The sequence below is a fragment of the Candidatus Binatota bacterium genome (assembly GCA_012960245.1).
Taxonomy (GTDB): Bacteria; Desulfobacterota; Binatia; order UBA1149; family UBA1149; genus UBA1149.
In genome coordinates this window covers 12,508-30,001 of record DUBO01000060.1, presented here as the reverse complement: position 1 = coordinate 30,001, position 17,494 = coordinate 12,508, and the positions used below count along the sequence as shown (strand labels likewise).

The window sequence follows — 17,494 nt, the reverse complement described above, 5'->3', positions numbered from 1 at the left end:
TGTGATCACATTGCTCTTGGCCGCCATGATAGTGGCGGCATCAAGCGGGGCGGCCGACGCGTCGCGCTACCGCCTTTGGCCGCTGTTCTCCTGGGAATCCACAGCCGATAGCAGTCGTCTTGACCTGGCCGGGCCCCTTTTCTCGTGGCAACGCGAAGGAGCCCGCAGCGCCTGGGTGCTACGCCCCCTGATCAGTATGCGCCGGCACTCCACCGTTGCCCGGGCCGATGTTTTCTACCCATTGTTCTCCTGGCAAGCTGGCCCCGGCCACAGCCGCATCAACCTCGCGTCTTTTTTTATCGACGACCTTCGCAGCTATTGGCACGTGGGAGACCCAGGGCTCAAGAGCAAACAGTCTGCCGACGGCACCCATCGTGCGCGGGTGCGTGATCATTCGTTGCAGTTGCGACCACTGGTCTTCTATCGCAATCGCAGTGACCGGGGTCGGAGCCTCTCCGTACTGCCCATCTACGGTGACTTCCAAGGACTGCTGGGATTTGACAGCATCCGTCTGGCCGCCTTTCCGCTCTACCTTTCTGTCACCCGCGACCTCGAGGTCAGGCGCTGGTACGGATTTCCGTTCTTTTCGACCATAAGCGGGCCACGTGCATCGGGCACGCGACTGTGGCCATTGGCCGGCAAGTGGAAGATCGAGGGCAAGGAAAGCTCGAGTTACTTCCTGTGGCCCACCTGGGTGAAGTCCACCACCATAGAGCGCGACGGCACCACGCAGGTATCAAGGCTCCACTGGCCCCTGTACGCGTCAATCGATTCACCTTCTCGCAAGCACAGGGCCTGGCTGCCCCTGCTGGGCATTCCCCTGTTCTCGGTCACCGAGGACTACGACGAGCGTGTGCGAACCGTGTCGGCACCCTGGCCCCTGGTCATGACACAGCGTGATCTCGACAGCGGAGAGCTGCTCACCACGAGGCTGTTTCCTTTCTGGCAAACCTCAAAGCGCGCGGGACAACACCGGTCTTTTTACGCCTGGCCGCTGCTGCGTTACCGGAACGAGCATAACGAAAACAATAGCCGACAGTCCTGGAGCGGCTTGTTCGTGGTCGGCAGGCACGTCACCAAGCAGCACGCCGATGATCCGTCCTCCTACCACGAGGCCACCACTATTCTGGGCCTGGTTAAGGATATTTCGGGGCACGGCAAACGCTCGGGCCATTCGCCCGCCCTGCTTGAAGCCCTCTTTCCGTTTAACAGCACGGTCGAAGCTCTATACTCTCCCCTGTGGACGTTGGTGGCCTGGCAGCGGGAAGAGATCGATCAAGCGTTGGATTTCGAGCTGCTATGGGGATTTGCCGGCAGGCGGAAAGGCAGTTGGCACGGCCCCATTGAATTTTCGGCAGGAAGATCCAGCTCGTGACGGAGGTCAGTTCAGTAGGAGTCCTGCAACGATGCGGCAGGATCGTGCTCAACACCCTTTCCATGTTGGGCGAGGTGTTGCTGTTGCTCAGGCGATCTATCCCGGGACCGCGCTCTTTGTGGCGAGAACGCACGCGCATCGTCGAACAGATGATAATCGTTGGCAGCGAAACTCTGCCCATCGCATCTCTTGTAGCCTTCTTCATCGGGATGGTACTGGTGGTGCAGACTGCCGACCAGCTGGTCAACTACTCCCAGGAAGTGCTGGGATCCATAGTCGGGCTGTCAATGACAAAGGAACTGGGGCCAGTCCTGATAGCTTTTCTCGTTGCCGGTCGCGTGGGCTCTTCGATCACTGCCCAGATCGGTTCGATGGCGGTCTACGACGAGGTGAGCGCGCTGCGCACCATGGACATCGACCCCGAGCGCTACCTGGTAACGCCCAGGGTCACAGCTATGGCCTTGTCCCTGCCGGTCTTGATTCTCTACGCCGACGCCGTAGGCATACTCGGCGGTTGCCTGGCTGTGCAACTCGACCCCGCCATCAACATCTCGCTGGCCTTGTTCTGGGACAACCTCGTGAGCGAAATAGCCATGCAAGACATCGTGGTGGGGCTGGTCAAGGGAGTAGTGTTCGGTGTTACCATCGCCGCGGTTTCCTGCGCGTTCGGACTGCGAACCCGTGGCGGTACGGCCGGTGTTGCAGCATCGACGACCCAGTCGGTGGTATGGAGCTTTGTTCTGGTAATCATGTTTGATTTCATTATCGTGAGGATGGCGGTGTTGCTCCCGTGAAGCGCGTATCGGGAAAGGGCGTCGACATAAAAGTCGAGAATGTCATCCACGAGTACGGCGACAACCGGGTCCTGGACGGGGTCAACATGGAAGTTGCCGCCGGCGCGACCCTGTGCGTGCTGGGTGGCAGCGGAACCGGGAAGAGCGTGCTCGTGAGGTTGATGGCCGGGCTTGAAGTCCCGACGTCAGGCGCAATAAGTATCGGCGGTTTGCTGGTACCCGAGTACGCGGCTCTCCCCCCGGACGACAAACCTTTTCTAGTTTCGATGGTATTCCAACACTCCGCCCTGCTGGGATCCTTGACGGTGGAAGAAAACGTCACCCTGCGTATGCGCGAGCACCGAACCCACAGCGAAAAGGACATGCACTCGATATGCGAGCAGGTACTCGACGAAGTTGAGATGGGCGGCTCCAACAACAAGTTACCCGGTGAGCTGAGCGGCGGAATGAAAAAGCGCGTCGCACTGGCGCGGGCACTGGCCGTCAACCCCGACCTGCTCTTTTACGATGAGCCCACCGCTGAACTCGACCCGGTGCTCACCGAGCAGATAGGGCTGTTGATAGCACGAGTACGCAGGGACCGGCCGATTACCCAGGTCGTGGTTACCCATGACCTGGTGATAGCCGACATAGTGGCCGACCGGGTCGCCATGCTCGAGGGCGGACGAATCGCCGAAGAAGGAAGCTACCGCGAATTTCGCGCGAGCGCCGACCCTGGCACGCGTTCGTTCCTCAAAGCGGCACGCGTACTCGCTTCACGGGATCAAGCTGACAACAAGGACGAGACAGGCAAGGACGGATAACAAGTTATGAACAAGGAACAGAGAGCTGGATTATTTTTCATCGGCGGACTACTGGTGTTTTTCGTGGCCATCGCGCTCACCGCTCAGTCGAGGATGTTCACGGACTCGTGGCATCTCTACGCCGAGTTTTCGGACGTACACGGACTGACCGCGGGGGCACCGGTACGTGTGGCGGGCGTGGAAGCCGGCAGCGTTGACTCGGTGCGACTCGTAGAAGGCGGCGTGCGCGTAGGCCTGGAACTCGACGCCGACGTGGCTGTATACGGCGGAGGCGAAGCGGTGCTTGACTACCAGGCCTTAAGCGGAAACCGATTCGTCGCAATTTCTGCCGGTGACCCGGCTGCAGGGCGCCTCGGCGACGGCGACAGCATAGAGGGAATCGAACGCGGCGGCATCACCGGTGCCCTTGGCGAGCTTGAACAAGTGGGCAAGAGCATCGGCGAGCTGGTGGAATCGTTTAACAGCAACCAAGCAGACCTGCTGGGAACCCTCAACAAGATCGTCGACGAAAACGCCGCGGCCATCACAGCCACGGCGGCCAGCCTGGAAATCATAACCTCGCGCATCGCTGCAGGCGAAGGAACCCTGGGCCGCCTCTCGGCCGACGATTCGCTTTACACCGAGATGACCGGTGCGCTGGCAAGCCTCAGAGTTGCCGCCAGCAACATATCGATCCTGACCGGTCGCCTCGTAGACGGCGAAGGCTCGCTGGGTGAACTCCTGACCGACGACTCGGCTTTCTACGACGAAGCCCGTGAAACCATGGCGCGGCTGAGGAGCAGCACTGACGAACTCGATCGCATGGCTTCGATGCTCAGCTCGGGTGACGGAACCATAGGCAAGCTGCTGACTGACGACTCGTTGTACTACGAGACCGAAGACGCCATCAGGGCGCTTGGGCGCACGGCCGAGACCATCGAAGACCAGGCCCCGATATCAGTAATAGGCACGGCGATAGGGACACTTTTCTAAGCGCGCTTGCGCGCAGCTCGCCTCAGAGCTGCAGCAGGGAAGCCACCTTCTCTCTTTGAACGGTCGCGTCGCCCCAGCTGGCCTCGGAACCCTTCACGCGCCTGAACAGCAACTGAAGATCGTGCTCCCAGGTGAACCCTATGCCGCCATGAAGTTGTATGGCTGCCGCCACTATTTCCGAACAGCCATCGCTGCACCAGGCTTTGGCCATGGCGACGGCGAGGGCCGAGTCGTCCCTCCCCTCATCGACCGCCCACGCGGCGTAGTAAACCAAGGAACGCGCGTTCTCCAGCGACACCTTCATGTCGGCACAACGATGTTGAAGGGCCTGAAAACTACCCAGCCGCTTGCCAAACTGTTCTCGCACACCGAGGTAATCGAGGGTCAAATCGAGCGCCGTCGAAGCCACTCCGCACATCTCGGCCGCGAGTACGCAGACCGCCGAAGATATCGGGCTGTCCAGCTCGGCAGCCGACAGCGCCTTGTTACCCAGCAACGAGCTGGCAGGCAGGTGCACGTCCTTGAGCTCAACAAGCGACATGCGCCGAGTAGCATCAACCGTGGCCATGGTTTCCATCGCCACGCCAGCCTGGCCGGTTTCTACTACAAACACGCCGAGCCCATCGTCAACAGCGGCCACGACCAACAGGTGAGTGGCAAAGCAGGCGTCCGGCACGAAGTATTTAGTCCCCTCCAGCACGAAGCCCTCTTCGCTGGCAGCGGCCGCCATCTCAAGATCGGCGGGATTCCAGCTCCCCGATTTTTCGAGCATGGCCAGGCTCACCCGAGCGTCACCTCCTGCGATAGCGGCCAGCAATTCATCGGCCCGCTCGCCACCGAGTGCCGTCAGCACGGGGACAGCCAGCGCCACGGTGGACAACCAGGGGGCGGGCAGCAGCACCCTACCCATCTCTTCGGCAAGGACTACAGCCTCGAGCACTCCCAGGCCGGCGCCACCGTTTTCTTCGGGCACCGTCAAACCAGTCCAACCCAGGGCCACCATGCTCTGCCACAGCGCCTCGTCCAATCGAGGAACATCCTGTTCGGAAAAATCACGCGCGTAGGTGATGGGGGCTTCGGCGGCGAGAAATGACTCGGTCGTAGAGCGCAGCAGCTGCTGCTCTTCGCTGAAAGCGAAATCCAAGTTCTGCGCCTAAGGGCCCGAGCCCTTGTTTTGCCCTGTCGGACCAAGCTGCAGCGCTACTTCGTCGAGCAACAACTCGGTGTAGTAACGCGAGCTGAGACCGATAACATAGACCTTAGCGTCCCCTTTGCGTCCGGCATAGGCGGCCGTCCGGGTGGGATTGCGATCGCCGAAAAGCAGCTCGCCAAGATCACGTTCGCCCGCCCAGGCTCTGAAAGCCAGCGCCGGCGGATCAAGGCCGAAATCCGAGAGTTCAACGTCGTCGGCTGGAATAGATTCTATGGGAGGTGTCGAGGTCAGTGTTTCGAGCGTCGCCTCGATCAGGTCGTTGGATACCGCGAGACCCCTCGGCTCGATCAATTTCCAACGGCTTTCGATCCTCTCGCAGACCAGGTGCTGTCGGCCGGCTGTAATTTCCACACGGTCAATGCGGTTCGCCGGACCTTCGAGCAGAGGTGCCGAGGTCTCCGTGGCCGGCGGTTCCAGTTCGAACGGTGAAGTCGAGCCTCCCCACTGCAGGTAGACGGCGATGCCAACCGCAAGAGCCCAGTACAGGGCTATACGTCCCCACTTCATGGCCCCAGGCGCCTCCACACGATCAGGCCTATGCCGGCGATAAAGAAAATCAGTGGTTGACCGACTGCGGCCCAGATAAAAATACGGGAGAGTTCGGCCTGGCTGATGAAAAACTGCTCCTTGGCCATGGTTTTCTGCTTGGGACGCGACGAAATGAGATCACGCTGTCTCGCCAGCCAGTTTATCGAATTGACCAACAGGTCCTTGTTGGCGAGATAATCGAGGAATCGATTCTGAACAAAATCCGAGTCACCAACCGCAATGATACGAGTAGTGCCGTCGCCGCTTGCCGCGCGCTGGCTGACTTCAACCGAGACCGACATTGGTCCATTCAGATCACTCCCGGCCACGAAGGAAGGCGAGGTGGCACCCAGGACCGCGGGATCGTAGCTCGCCCAACTCGCCTGGCTCGATTTCAGCAGCACTGCAACGTAACGCCCACGGTCATCATCGCGACGGCCGTTGACGCTGCGCGTACGCGAAAGCAACACCGGCGCGTCAAGGGTGGCAGTTACCAGGTGTTGATCGCTCAGGTCATCAACCACGGCCGACAAGGCTTCTCCCCCGGCCAGCCTGTTGCGCTGATCAACCACCACGTCGTCGCCGTAGGCCACGCCGTAGTTTCGCAGGAGGGCAACCAACGAAGGAGCCTTGAACGGGTCAAGCAGGACGAGAGCCCGACCACCAGCGTCAAGAAAACGCGCCACTGCTTTGAGCTCGTGCTGTATATAATCCCTCGTCGGACCAGCAATAATGAGCACCGCCGTGTCGGGGTGGACTTCGCCTCCGTCGGCCAGGCTCTGTTCTTCGACGTCATAGAACTCCAGCGACACGGCGGCTCTCAAGCGCGAGCAGCCGTGGTCCCGGTCCGTGTCCCTGATGTCGCACTCACCGTGCCCCTTGATAACGGTCACGCGCCTGGCCGGGCGCGTGACCTGCACTATGGCCGATACCAGTTGGTCTTCTGTCGGGTTGCTGAAGGTGCGGCTACGATCGGCGCTTTCCACGAGCACGGCACCGTAAGAAGATACCGACTTTTCCTGGGCGAGCGACGGGTTACGGTTTACGTCCACCAGATCGTAGCTGATGAAGGCGCTCTCGTGCGACGCTTGCCACAGCAAGTCCTTGAGCAACGGGTTCCTTGGATCTTCGGTACGTATGAAGCCGGTAACGTGCAGCGGCTGATCGATGTCATGCAGAACGGCCAGCCCGTGGTCCGACAGGGTGTAACGATCGCCCGGACTGAGGTCGAGCCGCGCCGGGTGCACGTAGCTCAATACTACCAGCATCGCCAACAATGCGACCACGCCGCCGGTGGCCAGCAACAGCTGGATTAAACGAAGAAGCCGATCTCCCATCAGCGGCGCCCCCTCCACTGTCGCGACTCCATCGAACGCAGAGTACCGAAGACCATCAGCAACGACAGTGCGGCAAAGTACGCCACGTGTTTAAGCTCTACGACGCCCCGGGCAAAAGGCTCAAAGTGGTCGTAAGCGCAAAGCTGTGAAATCAGACCGAGCAGGTCAGTAGGCAACGCGGCTTCGTTCCAGCTGAGATTCCACAACAGCAATACCGCGCCATAAGTAAACATGGCGGCAATGAGCTGGGTCCGGGTCAACGAAGAAACGAAAATACCGATCAACACCATCATGGAAACCAGCATGAACAAGCCGAGATAGATCGCCTTGAGCTGCGACAGGTCGAACGGCTGTATGTAGTAGATCATAGCCGGGTACAGAACCGTTGAGCCCAGTAAAACCAGGAACACGCACATGCATGCCAGGTACTTGGCGGCCAGTATCTCTCCGTCTCTCAGCGGCGAAGTGTAAAGCAGCTCGATAGTGCCCAGGTGTTTCTCCTCGGCATAAACCCGCATGGTAACCAAGGGGATGACCGTCAACACCACCCTTACTATGTCGTTGAACAGGCGCTGCCAGAGGTGCTCTACGATGCTGTCCCCGAAGCCGAAGGTGATAAAGGCATTGAGGTCGGTGTAGAAGTAGTAGCCAGACAGCGCGAGAAACACTGCCGCTACGAAGTACACCAGCGGAGAGCCGAAGAAGCCGCGCAGCTCGCGGCGAAGCAGTGCCGTGAACCTGCTCAACTCCCCGCCCCGTCTTCGAGTATCTTGACGAACAGTTCCTCGAGGCTCATCACGCGTGGTGTGGCTTCATACAGGGGCCAGCCCCGCTCGCTGACTTCGCGTACCAGCGCGGGCACGAGATCGGTAGCTTGCGCAGCTGCCACCAGGAAGGAAACCGTACCATCGGACGCCGTGGCTGTGAGCTCAACCGACTCCACACCATCGACGGCCCCCAGCACCCGAGCAGCTTCCGCGGCATCGGCTCTCAGCCGGAGAACTGCCTCCCGCTTGCCAACCGTCTTTTTTGTGAGCCCCTCTGCCGTGTCCTCGGCTACCAGGCGGCCCTCGTCGAGTATGAGAACCCGCCGACAGGTTACACTGACCTCGGGCAGGATGTGGGTGGACAACAGCACCGTCGATCGCCCAGCGAGTTGCCTGATCAAGGATCGAATCTCGACGATCTGGCGGGGATCGAGCCCCACTGTGGGTTCATCGAGAATGAGCACCTGGGGTTCGTGCACGATGGCCTGGGCGATGCCCACCCGTTGGCGATAGCCCTTGGACATCTTACCAATGGTGCGTCGGGCCATGTGGGCCAGGCCACACTCCTCCATGACATCGTCTACGCGCTGCTTGACGTTGCCACCGTAGTCGCGGGTGCGTGCCGCGAAGTTGAGGTAGCCGCGCACGTTCATATCGGGATAGAGCGCGATGTTCTCAGGCAGGTATCCGATGTGACGCCGCGCTCCAAGAGAGTCATCCACCAGGTCAACGCCCGCCACACTGCAAGTGCCAGAGGTAGGGGCAAAGAAGCCCGTGAGCATGCGCATGATGGTCGTCTTGCCCGAACCATTGGGTCCGAGCAGTCCAACTATATCGCCCGCCTCAATATCGAAGGAAATACCGTCAACGGCACGAACGGGCCCGTAATTCTTACTGAGGTGGTCGGCGTTTATCACTCGAGCTGTTGTAGCCTCCCCCGGCTACCGGGGAGAGAAGTATTATGGGGCCCGAGCCAATGAAAAGACCAGCGGCGGGTGAACCCGCCGCGCCCGCGGGGGTTAGCCCGCGTCGATAACCGGGCGCCGCTGGATGAACTTGGGCTTCATCACCGCCATGACAACCGGCAGCAGGGTCAGCGACGCCGCCCAGCTGATGGTCATCCATATCGCAAGGAGAAGCCCCATCTCTGCGTCGAAGCGGATCTTAGAAACCGTCCAGAACAGGGTCGACAAGACCATGGTCGCCGACACGAAGGTAACGTTCTTGCCGGCCGTGGTCACCGCCAAATACACGGCTTCCCATACTCGCTGGTCGTTTTCTGCCTCCGAAAACTTGTCTTCCAATTCGAAGTACGACTCGATCGTACGGCTGACAATATACAAGCCATAGTCGATGCCGAAACCGACGCCCACCGTAACGACGGGCAGGGTATTGATGTTGATGCCCATACCCATTGCGCCCATGTAAGCGTTAATCACAAAGTTGGACGCGATAAGCGGCAGCAACATGATGATGCCCGACACGAACGAACGGTAAGTGAACAACAGTACGATAAAAATTGTACCGAAGCCCAGCGCGTTCATCATCACGTCGTTGGTCAGCAACTCCTGGTTGGCTGCCGCAAGAACACCGATCAAACCGCCCGCCAGCCTGAAAGCAGCCTTGTTCATGGGGTTGGCGTCGATGAACTCGTTACAGCGATGGATAATGCGCGTGATGTTCTCGCCCTTATGATCCCTGCAGAAGAAGGTCACGTGCGCGGTCGAGTAGTCCGTTTCCACGTACTTGGCGGTCTCCGTCGGGGGTGAACCCGAGAAGAAGATGAAGAACAACCCACCGATATCGACCCAGCTGTTGGGAATCACACCCCACTTGGGCTCGAGTTCATGGAAGACACTGTTAACTGCGCGGATGATGTCCGCGAGCGAAAAGCTGTAGCCCACACCCGAGTCACGCTCGAGGAAGCGCTGGAACTTCTCCATCGTGTGCAACGCCTGCGGATCCTTCATGGCGTTCTTATCGTGGCCTTCAGCGACTACGATCAGTGGCTCCACGCCGCCGAACTTGCCCTGGATCTTGCCGTGAGAAGCGTTGTAGGGAGAGTCGAGATGCAGCAACGGCGAAGCCGAACTCGGATCACCGATGACCAGCTTGGTCCACTGCGTCGCGCAAACCAGCGACAACGCCACCCAGAAAACCAGGGTAACCACCTTTCCGCGCTTGCTCAGCACGGCCGAGGCGAAGCTCTCAATCATGCGCTTGAAAGAGCCCCTGCTGCGCTTCTCGACCACGGCTTCTTCGGGCGCCGCGAGCATGTCGTAGATGATCGGGTTGAGCAGCAGTTCGGAGATGGTAATCGCCAGGATCCAAAAGGATGCCGTGATCGCCAGTTTCTGCAGCATGAGTATTGGCACCAGGATGATGACCAACACACCCAGTGCGTCGGTGATAATGCCCGACAGCGTGGGCACGAACAGCTCGGCAAACGAGGCAACAATGGCCTCGTGCTTGTTGAAGTTGTGAGTCCGGAATTCTTCGTAATAGCGGTCGTGCATCTGCACGCTGTGACTCACCGCTCGAGCGGTAATAAAGAACGGAATCACCAAGGCTAATGGATCGAGGGCAAAGCCGATTATGTCGATGAAACCGAGCCCCCAGATCGCGGCCAGGACACCGGTGATGGTGGGCCGGAGCGCACCCCTCCAATCGTGAAAGTAAAGGTAGAGCAAGATCCATACGAAAATCGTCGCCGCGATGAAGATCCAGAATATTTCGTTTGAGTAGTGGTAGACCCAGCCGTACAGCCGTGGTTCGCCTGCGACCCATACCTGGATGTCAGAACCCCCTCCTACCAGGTTGATTGAGACTTCGTCCTCTCCGCGCAGGACCTCGAGCTGCACGCCCTTACCTTCAACGTCGGCAACCGCGTTACCGATCTGCCAGCGATTGCGAGCCGTGTCGCCATTGACCGAGACAATTACGTCACCCAGCTGGAGACCCGAGCTTTCGGCCACTGACCCAGGAAAAAACTTTTTCACCAGGACGCCGATACCTGGCTCTACGTGGTAAGCCGCGGCCCTGTCAGGATCTACGTCTACGAGCTGCGCGCCTACCCAGCCCTCCTTGTGTGGACGGATGACGCGCTCGTTCATCTCGTCGAAGATACGACGGTAATCGAGCCTCCCCTCGATGAAGTTAGCCCTTACAATCGCGGCCCGGTCGTCCAACGAGACAAGTATGCCGTATATGTTTTCGGAGTTGTGGACGATCCGCTTGATGTCCACCGCCTCTTCCGGGGTGCGCGGCATGCCGATCATGACCGGCTCAGATCGCATCGTACCGCCGGCGGCCACCGCCAGGTGACGGGTGGTGCGATGGCCGATGGAGTCGATCTGGTTGTGGTTGACCCCGTAGATCTTGTCCACTTCCTCGGTCATCAAGTAAATCTGGCCGAGGTTCTCAACATTAAAAATGTCCGAGTCTTCTTTCTCGAACATCATCATGATGTTGTTGGCGCCACCGAAGTTCTTCGAGTAGCGGTTATGAACCTTGATGAACTCGTGTGACTGCGGAAGCAGGTCACCGAAACTCGTGATCATCGAAAGGTTGGTAGCACGCCATCCGAAGAAAGCGGTCACCAACACGACTGCGATGGTCACAGGAACGCGAGAGCGTATGAGTATTTCGCCGAGCAGGTAAAGTGATTTCTTGTTTTCGCGACTCATTCAGGTCAGTCCCCTAGCCCATGCGGCGGTACCAGGTCTTGCCGCCGTCGGTCGTGTTCATGATGAGGCCGAATCCGCCGACCACCCAGCCATTTTCGTTGTCAATAAAGCGTATCCGGCGCAGCCAGCTGTTGATCGCGGTGCCAAAGCTTCCCTTCGCGAGCGTCCCCTCGTCGTCGGTCTTTACTACCTGGCCCGAGGAGCCTACCGCCCAGACGGTGCCGTCTTCCAGCACGGTGCCGGAATAGAAAGGATCCACGTATTCTTTGACTCCGTGGGGCTCGAAACCCCAGGTAGTACCCCCGTCCGTGGTCCTTCCGACGCGGCCGTCCAGCCCGACCACTACACCGCTCTTGCCATCGGCGGCGATCTCAACATCGAACAAGGTGGGCAAGTCCATGATGTCAAAAATAGTTTCGTCCATCAGGCTCTGCTGCCGTTCCATCCAGGTCTTACCACCATCGTCCGTTTGGTAAATCTTACCAAACTCACCCACGACAAAACCGTTTTGTTTGTCGACAAACTCGACATCGTAGAGAACCGGATCCTCGAACACGATGGCCCAGTTCGGGTCGATGTCGGTGTTCAAAGCAGTGAGGGTCTGAACGTTCCAGTTGGCCCCCCCATCGTCGGTGCGCATAAAAACCGACCGGTCACCGATGGCGACCGCTGTGTCCGCGTCCAGCGCCTGTACCGAGAAGAGGTAGGCCTGCGGGCACTCTTCCGAAGCGAACTGTCGGCATTCGCGGGTGAGGCGTACCTCTTCAACCTCGGGAGTATCAAGGTTCTTGCTGCCAAGGCTGCGCAGGATCTCGGCCGCCGCGTCTTTCTCCAACCTGCAATCGTCGTAGACACTCTCACGGTACTCAGGGTCACGGCAGTCAGCGGTGGTAAATATCTCCGGGATCTGCCGTGTCCAGCTTTTACCGCCGTCCACAGTCCGAAGGATCATGCCCTCCTGCCCGACGACCCAACCGTTCTTGTCGTCGGAAAAACTTATGCTGAACAAGCCGCTGTCGGTGCCCGAATCAACAAGGTCCCAGCTCAAGCCCCCGTTGGAGGTCGAGAGGATCTTGCCGCCGTAGCCCACGACAAAAACGTTTTTCTCATCGAGAACCGCCACATCGAAGAACTTGTCAGAAACGTAGATCTTCTGGGTTCCCAAGGGCTCGTAGTCCTCAGAGCCATGGCAGCCGGCCGCGACCAGCGCGGCCACCACAAAAAGGCACAGGCGCAGAGCCGGTAGTACAACAGCCCTCTTGGAGGCTGCCCGAAACGCAACCGTCTGGGTGGAGACGGCTCGGGATAACGGGTGATCAATCAGCATTAAAATCTCCTATCAAAAGACGCGTAGGTGCACGAAGCTGTATCGTTGAGGAGTCGACTACCAGTAGTCGGGAACAAGCCCATTTATCGGCCTGAGGCCGCAGTGTCAAGGAGTACACTGGCTTTTACGCCGGTTTTAGTCGCGAGCCGCCACATGTCTGGACGGCGCAGCCGGGTGAGATTGAGCGGCCTGACCCTCAGTCGGGAAAATACTCGCGGCGGTCAGCACCCTGCACGAGCAGTTGCTGATCTATGCGCCAGGACCCCTCTTCTTTGATGAGGTCGTAAAGTTCGTGCTCATCCAAGCCCAGCTGGTTCAGAAATTTGTCTTGAGACTTCAGCAAATTAGGTACTCGGGCCTTGTCGCCGGTGACACGAGCCGGGTAGACCGTGAAATCAAATATTTTAACCTCGGCCAACTCGACTATGTACTTCTGTTCTTTTGCCCAGGCATCTCGATCCTTACCGGCCCTCAAGGTGGAGGAGACATAGTCGTATGCGTCACCGAAACGATGCTCCTGCATGGCGAGGAGGTAGGCCTTGACGGCTTCATCGGCGGCCAGTGTGCTGGCCCCTGCAGAATCCAGCTTTTCAGCCGCGCCCGCGGAACTTTCGCTATCGGCCGTTGCGACGGGTGGCAAAGCCAGGGCGCAGGTCAGACCGAGAGCCAGGAACACGGACAAGCCGGACGCACGCAAAAATACTCTCATGGCTACATGGTAACAACCGCCCGAACGAAGGCAACAGTTCAACGTCCCGGGTTCGGAGAAATCGCCGTAGGTGAGGTTTTTTCGCGGTTCAAGAGAAACCAGGCAGCTCGGTTCGCGTAAAGGGTATGACGAAAATTATTCCGCCAGGCTCGCAGCTCACCGGCTGAACCACCGCCAATGGATCGCATACCCGAGGCCTTGCTGAGAAGCAGAAGCGGTTCGGGCCCCGCGATCAACGCCTCGTAATCAACCGCCCGCGGCTTTCTGAAAAGAGGACGATCCGCATAAAAGCGAAAAGACCAGGGCCTTATGCCCCAGGAAGCCAGTCCTATTTCCGCGGGGACCTCGGCGGCGACCAGGGCAGCGAGATCGGCATCGCTGGTGAACGGGCTCACGCGGGGACCCAGCGCCAACGCGAACCCCAGGCTGACGAGAAACATCGAGCTACACAGCACAGCGTTGATACGTCCGACACTGAAGAGCCGACGCCACCTAGACAGGGCCAGCAGGCCCCCGGCGGTGGCGAACCAGAACAACAGGGTCGCCGGTCCCTGGTACACGGCGCCGGTTTCCTCGAAGTAAAGCCAGGCAGAGGCGGGTCCGAGCGCGACCATGAGAACTGCCGAAGCGGCCAGCGCCAAACCGTTGAAGCCGGCGGCTCGACGTTCACCGTTATCCTCCAACCAGCGCGCTACCAGTACCGCCGCCGCCGGGAAGGCGGGCAAGATGTACGTCGCCAGCTTACCATGAGACAGCGAGAAGAAGACCAGTACCCAGCAACAGAACACGGCGAGCCAGCGACAGGAATCGCGACCGGCCAGGCCCCTTGCGACCGCGGCCGGCAGCAACGCCGACCAGGGCAAGAGACAGGCAATGCCAACAGGAATAAAGAACCACAGTGGTTGAGCGTGAAACGAGACTCCGCCGGCGCCCGTGTAGCGCCCGATATTGTGAACGAGGACAAACTCGCGGATGTAGTCGGGGTTGAGCAGGAACGTGGGCAGCAGCCAGGCGCAGACCACCAGGCTGAAGATAAGTACTCCCCTGCCCGGCCTCAGCCGAGAGAGCTTGATGCGCCCGCTTACAAGGAACAACAACAGCGGCAACACTAACAGCAAAACCGCCACGGGCCCCTTGGTCAAAGTCGCCAGCCCGGCAAAAACCCAGGTGTCCCAGGGAAGAGGGCGGCCGTCTTCGGCGTCGAGCCAGGCAGCCACCCTGAAAACCGTGACGGTGATAAATAACGTCAGTACTGAATCGAAATTGGTGAAACGGCCCACGAAGGGGAAGAAAGGAACGCCGAGCAGCAGGCCCGTCGCCAGCAGTCCATTAGCGGTTCGGCTGTCTTCCTGGCTACTGGCGGGTCGCGAAGCCTCCAGGTAGACAAACAATACAGTGGCGAGGCAGGCCAAGGCCGGTACGAGCCGGGCTGCAAACTCGTTGACACCAAACCCTCCGTAAGCGAGGCCGACGAGAAGGTAGAAGAATGAGGGCTTGTGATGGTACGGGGCCCCGTTGACGGTGGGTGCCCACCACTGTCCCGACTCGAAAATCTCACGGGCGATGAGCGCATGCTTGGCCTCATCGGGATCCCACAGCGTGTAATCACCGAGCCCTGCAAACAGCAGCACGCAAGCCCCGGCCGAGGCCAGCAACATTCCCGCTGTCCGCCCAGCCATCGGAACGATACTAGCGCCCGCCCTGTTGCCGGGCAAGAACCGTTTGCCCAGCCGCGCGTTGCGGTCTAAAAGAACGCATGACGGAAACCACTGAAAAGAATGCCGAAGAAGCTGTTGAGCAGCCCTCGACGCCCGAACGACTCGTCGATCTCTTCGAATCCTTCAACAAAACCGAACTTGCCAGCGGGGTCCCCGAATGCTGCGTGCAACTCAAGCTGACCGGCGACAGCGGCGGTGACTACAAGTTGCAGCTCGGTGGCGGTAGCGTAAAAGTCGAAGCCGGCTGTGCGGACAGCGCTGAAGTGATCGTTACCCTCTCGGCCGAAGACCTGGTCGCGGTCGCTGACGGCAAGTACGACGGAAGGCTCTTGGTAGCCAGCGAAAGAATCGTCGTTGAGGGTGACCAGGATCTGGCTCTCGCCATGGGCGCCCTGTTCTCGGATTCGAGTTTCGACTGAACACCCGGCCCTGGCAGGCAAGGGTCAATCTGCCTGCGTAACGCGCCCGGTCAGGCCACGTGGTGCAGGGGTGCGATCAGGCGGGCGCTATGGCAACGCGACCTGATTCTACCCGCGAAAACGTCGCGAATAATAGAGAGAACGACCTCGTCGTCGAATGGCTTCGAAAGGTACAGGTCAGCGCCTGCTTCCAGGGCCCGCAGCTCGTCAGCCTTCTGCCCGCGAGCGGTAAGTATCAACACGTAGGCGTCCCGAAGATCAGCGTCTGAACGTATCCTGCGACACAGCTCGTAACCGTCCATGCCGGGCATCATGACGTCGAGAAGCACAACCTTGGGCCTCTGTTCGTGAACCACATCGAGGCCCTCAATCCCGTCGCAGGCCGTGGCTACCTGTAACCCCTCGGCTTCGAGTATGAAGGCTACCGTCTCGCGGATATTCGGCTCATCGTCAACGAGGACAACGGTATCCGTCAGGGGACAAGAGGTTTCGTGGTTGCTCGATCCTGTGTTCAAGGGCGGCTCTCCGTGGCGTGCGGCTACCACACGACCTCCAAAAAGCTTACCCCTTGATGGCCCCGCCCTGCTACCGAAATCGCGACCGCAGACCCGCCGCCAAGCCCCTTTAAGGCTAGTGCCTTGCGCTGTACTACAGCCGGTGCCCCCCCCGTTCGGGGTGGAGGCCTGGAGCCAATTCTTGCAGCTCCACGCGCGCAGGCTTACCCTTTGATTAATGCCATGGATGTTGATGCAGGCCGGTCCCCTGCAAGCACTGCCTCGCACCGCGGACCAGGAGGCGGGCGAAGATCACACGCCTCCGCCTGCTGGCGGGGACCAGAACAGGTCTGTCCAGGAAGCCGGCCAAAACATCCCCGAGCCCACGATCGCCGCCACGGTTAAAACCGATGCCGGCGCGCAAGAGCCCGAAGCTCCCGCGCCGCTGCTCGTCGGCGAGGCCGTGCCCCCTTTGGACAACAGCAAGGGTGCGGCACGAAACCTGGAAATTGTGCCCGCTCCAGCAAAAGCTGTAGAGACCAGCGACAACGGAAACCATGCGGGGGACATAGAGATCGAGGAACAGCCTGCCAGCACCGCAAAACAGCCCTGCCTCGCCTGGATCATGCACGGCGACATCAGCAGGGCCCTGTACCAGGCTGGACTTGCCGAAGTCCTGCTCGAAAAGTTCGGTCCGCCTGCTGTTGTTTACTCGGGTGGCACTTCCACCCTAAACGCATTGATGCTGGCAAACGGCAGCGGCGAAGAACTTGCCAGGGGCTGGGAAAAACTTCGCGCCCAACACATCCTCTTCGATACCGCGCTCGAACACGCCCGCCTCCTTGCGCCAAGAGGACGGGAAACCAGCAGGCTGGTCGGCTTCGTCGAGAACTCTCTCGGCTACGGAAACACCGATCAACAACTGGTCGAGTTACAGATGTTCTGCGGTGAGCACTACTCGGCCCTGCCCGGTGGCAGCGCCCAACCGGGCAGCATGGGAGTCGCCACGGCGAGCCTCACCGAGCAGAACGGCGGGGCCTGGCCATGGGAGCGGGCGATCCGGCACCTACTGGCAAGCAGTGTAGACAGGGTACTGTTGCTCGGGGTCGATGACGCGGTTTCTCAGTCGCTGGAGTTGGAGCAAGCAATGCATACTGCCTCGGAAAGAAACATCAAGGTCAGCGTAATCGGCTTCGACAGCGGCGAGAGGCCGGGACTGCTCGACTACCTGCTGCCTGGTTCCGGCAGCCCCGAGCGGCTCATGCGTGACGGACGCGAAGCGGCACTGAGTTGGATCGACGAGGATGAAGTCGACACGGCCGTGGCCACCTGAGCAAAGCCCGGTCGCTGCA

16 protein-coding genes are annotated in these 17,494 nt (G+C 59.7%); 6 read left to right on the top strand and 10 right to left on the bottom strand.

Annotated elements, in window-relative coordinates; all coding sequences use genetic code 11:
- Position 1: 1 nt before the first annotated feature.
- The 4 genes from EYQ35_11915 to EYQ35_11900 are packed head-to-tail and all read left to right on the top strand — an operon-like array spanning position 2 to position 3,944.
- On the top strand, positions 2 to 1,375 hold the full coding sequence (locus EYQ35_11915; protein ID HIF64841.1) for a hypothetical protein: 1,374 nt from the start codon (positions 2 to 4) through the stop codon (positions 1,373 to 1,375).
- Complete coding sequence (locus tag EYQ35_11910; protein HIF64840.1) at positions 1,372 to 2,169, top strand: ABC transporter permease; 798 nt, start codon at positions 1,372 to 1,374, stop codon at positions 2,167 to 2,169. Before EYQ35_11915 ends, EYQ35_11910 begins: the two co-directional genes overlap by 4 nt.
- Entirely contained in the window at positions 2,166 to 2,972 is an 807-nt protein-coding gene (locus EYQ35_11905; protein HIF64839.1) for an ATP-binding cassette domain-containing protein, read from the top strand. The genes EYQ35_11910 and EYQ35_11905 overlap by 4 nt, the downstream gene beginning before the upstream one ends.
- A gap of 6 nt (positions 2,973 to 2,978) precedes the next feature.
- A complete protein-coding gene (locus EYQ35_11900; protein ID HIF64838.1) occupies positions 2,979 to 3,944 on the top strand; it encodes an MCE family protein in 966 nt (321 codons plus the stop codon).
- 22 nt (positions 3,945 to 3,966) lie between these two features.
- Here the strand turns inward: EYQ35_11900 and EYQ35_11895 are convergent, their stop codons facing one another.
- From EYQ35_11895 to EYQ35_11855, 9 genes are all read right to left on the bottom strand, one after another.
- Positions 3,967 to 5,088 (bottom strand): acyl-CoA dehydrogenase, encoded by a 1,122-nt coding sequence (locus EYQ35_11895; protein ID HIF64837.1) that lies wholly within the window; start codon positions 5,086 to 5,088, stop codon positions 3,967 to 3,969.
- A 9-nt stretch (positions 5,089 to 5,097) separates the two neighbouring features.
- Positions 5,098 to 5,664 (bottom strand): DUF4340 domain-containing protein, encoded by a 567-nt coding sequence (locus EYQ35_11890; GenBank protein HIF64836.1) that lies wholly within the window; start codon positions 5,662 to 5,664, stop codon positions 5,098 to 5,100.
- Positions 5,661 to 7,022, bottom strand: a complete 1,362-nt coding sequence (locus EYQ35_11885) for a hypothetical protein (protein HIF64835.1) — start codon at positions 7,020 to 7,022, stop codon at positions 5,661 to 5,663. The genes EYQ35_11890 and EYQ35_11885 overlap by 4 nt, the downstream gene beginning before the upstream one ends.
- Positions 7,022 to 7,768, bottom strand: coding sequence for a hypothetical protein (locus tag EYQ35_11880; protein HIF64834.1), 747 nt, complete (start codon positions 7,766 to 7,768; stop codon positions 7,022 to 7,024). The genes EYQ35_11885 and EYQ35_11880 overlap by 1 nt, the downstream gene beginning before the upstream one ends.
- Complete coding sequence (locus EYQ35_11875; protein HIF64833.1) at positions 7,765 to 8,706, bottom strand: ABC transporter ATP-binding protein; 942 nt, start codon at positions 8,704 to 8,706, stop codon at positions 7,765 to 7,767. The genes EYQ35_11880 and EYQ35_11875 overlap by 4 nt, the downstream gene beginning before the upstream one ends.
- 102 nt (positions 8,707 to 8,808) lie before the next feature.
- Positions 8,809 to 11,475, bottom strand: coding sequence for a hypothetical protein (locus EYQ35_11870; protein HIF64832.1), 2,667 nt, complete (start codon positions 11,473 to 11,475; stop codon positions 8,809 to 8,811).
- 13 nt (positions 11,476 to 11,488) lie between these two features.
- Positions 11,489 to 12,802, bottom strand: coding sequence for a hypothetical protein (locus EYQ35_11865; GenBank protein HIF64831.1), 1,314 nt, complete (start codon positions 12,800 to 12,802; stop codon positions 11,489 to 11,491).
- A 196-nt stretch (positions 12,803 to 12,998) separates the two neighbouring features.
- Positions 12,999 to 13,511: a hypothetical protein gene (locus EYQ35_11860; protein HIF64830.1), complete on the bottom strand. Its 513-nt coding sequence runs from the start codon at positions 13,509 to 13,511 to the stop codon at positions 12,999 to 13,001.
- Between the two features lie 38 nt (positions 13,512 to 13,549).
- Positions 13,550 to 15,190, bottom strand: coding sequence for a glycosyltransferase family 39 protein (locus EYQ35_11855; GenBank protein HIF64829.1), 1,641 nt, complete (start codon positions 15,188 to 15,190; stop codon positions 13,550 to 13,552).
- Positions 15,191 to 15,267: 77 nt separating this feature from the next.
- Between EYQ35_11855 and EYQ35_11850 the strand changes: the two genes are divergently transcribed.
- Complete coding sequence (locus EYQ35_11850) at positions 15,268 to 15,648, top strand: SCP2 sterol-binding domain-containing protein (protein ID HIF64828.1); 381 nt, start codon at positions 15,268 to 15,270, stop codon at positions 15,646 to 15,648.
- A 50-nt stretch (positions 15,649 to 15,698) separates the two neighbouring features.
- Here EYQ35_11850 and EYQ35_11845 read toward each other — a convergent pair whose 3' ends face one another.
- The gene (locus EYQ35_11845) at positions 15,699 to 16,124 is read right to left on the bottom strand and encodes a response regulator (GenBank protein ID HIF64827.1); all 426 of its coding nucleotides are present in this window, start codon (positions 16,122 to 16,124) and stop codon (positions 15,699 to 15,701) included.
- A 265-nt stretch (positions 16,125 to 16,389) separates the two neighbouring features.
- Here EYQ35_11845 and EYQ35_11840 point away from each other — a divergent pair, with 265 nt between their 5' ends.
- Positions 16,390 to 17,475, top strand: coding sequence for a hypothetical protein (locus tag EYQ35_11840; GenBank protein HIF64826.1), 1,086 nt, complete (start codon positions 16,390 to 16,392; stop codon positions 17,473 to 17,475).
- Positions 17,476 to 17,494 lie beyond the last annotated feature (19 nt).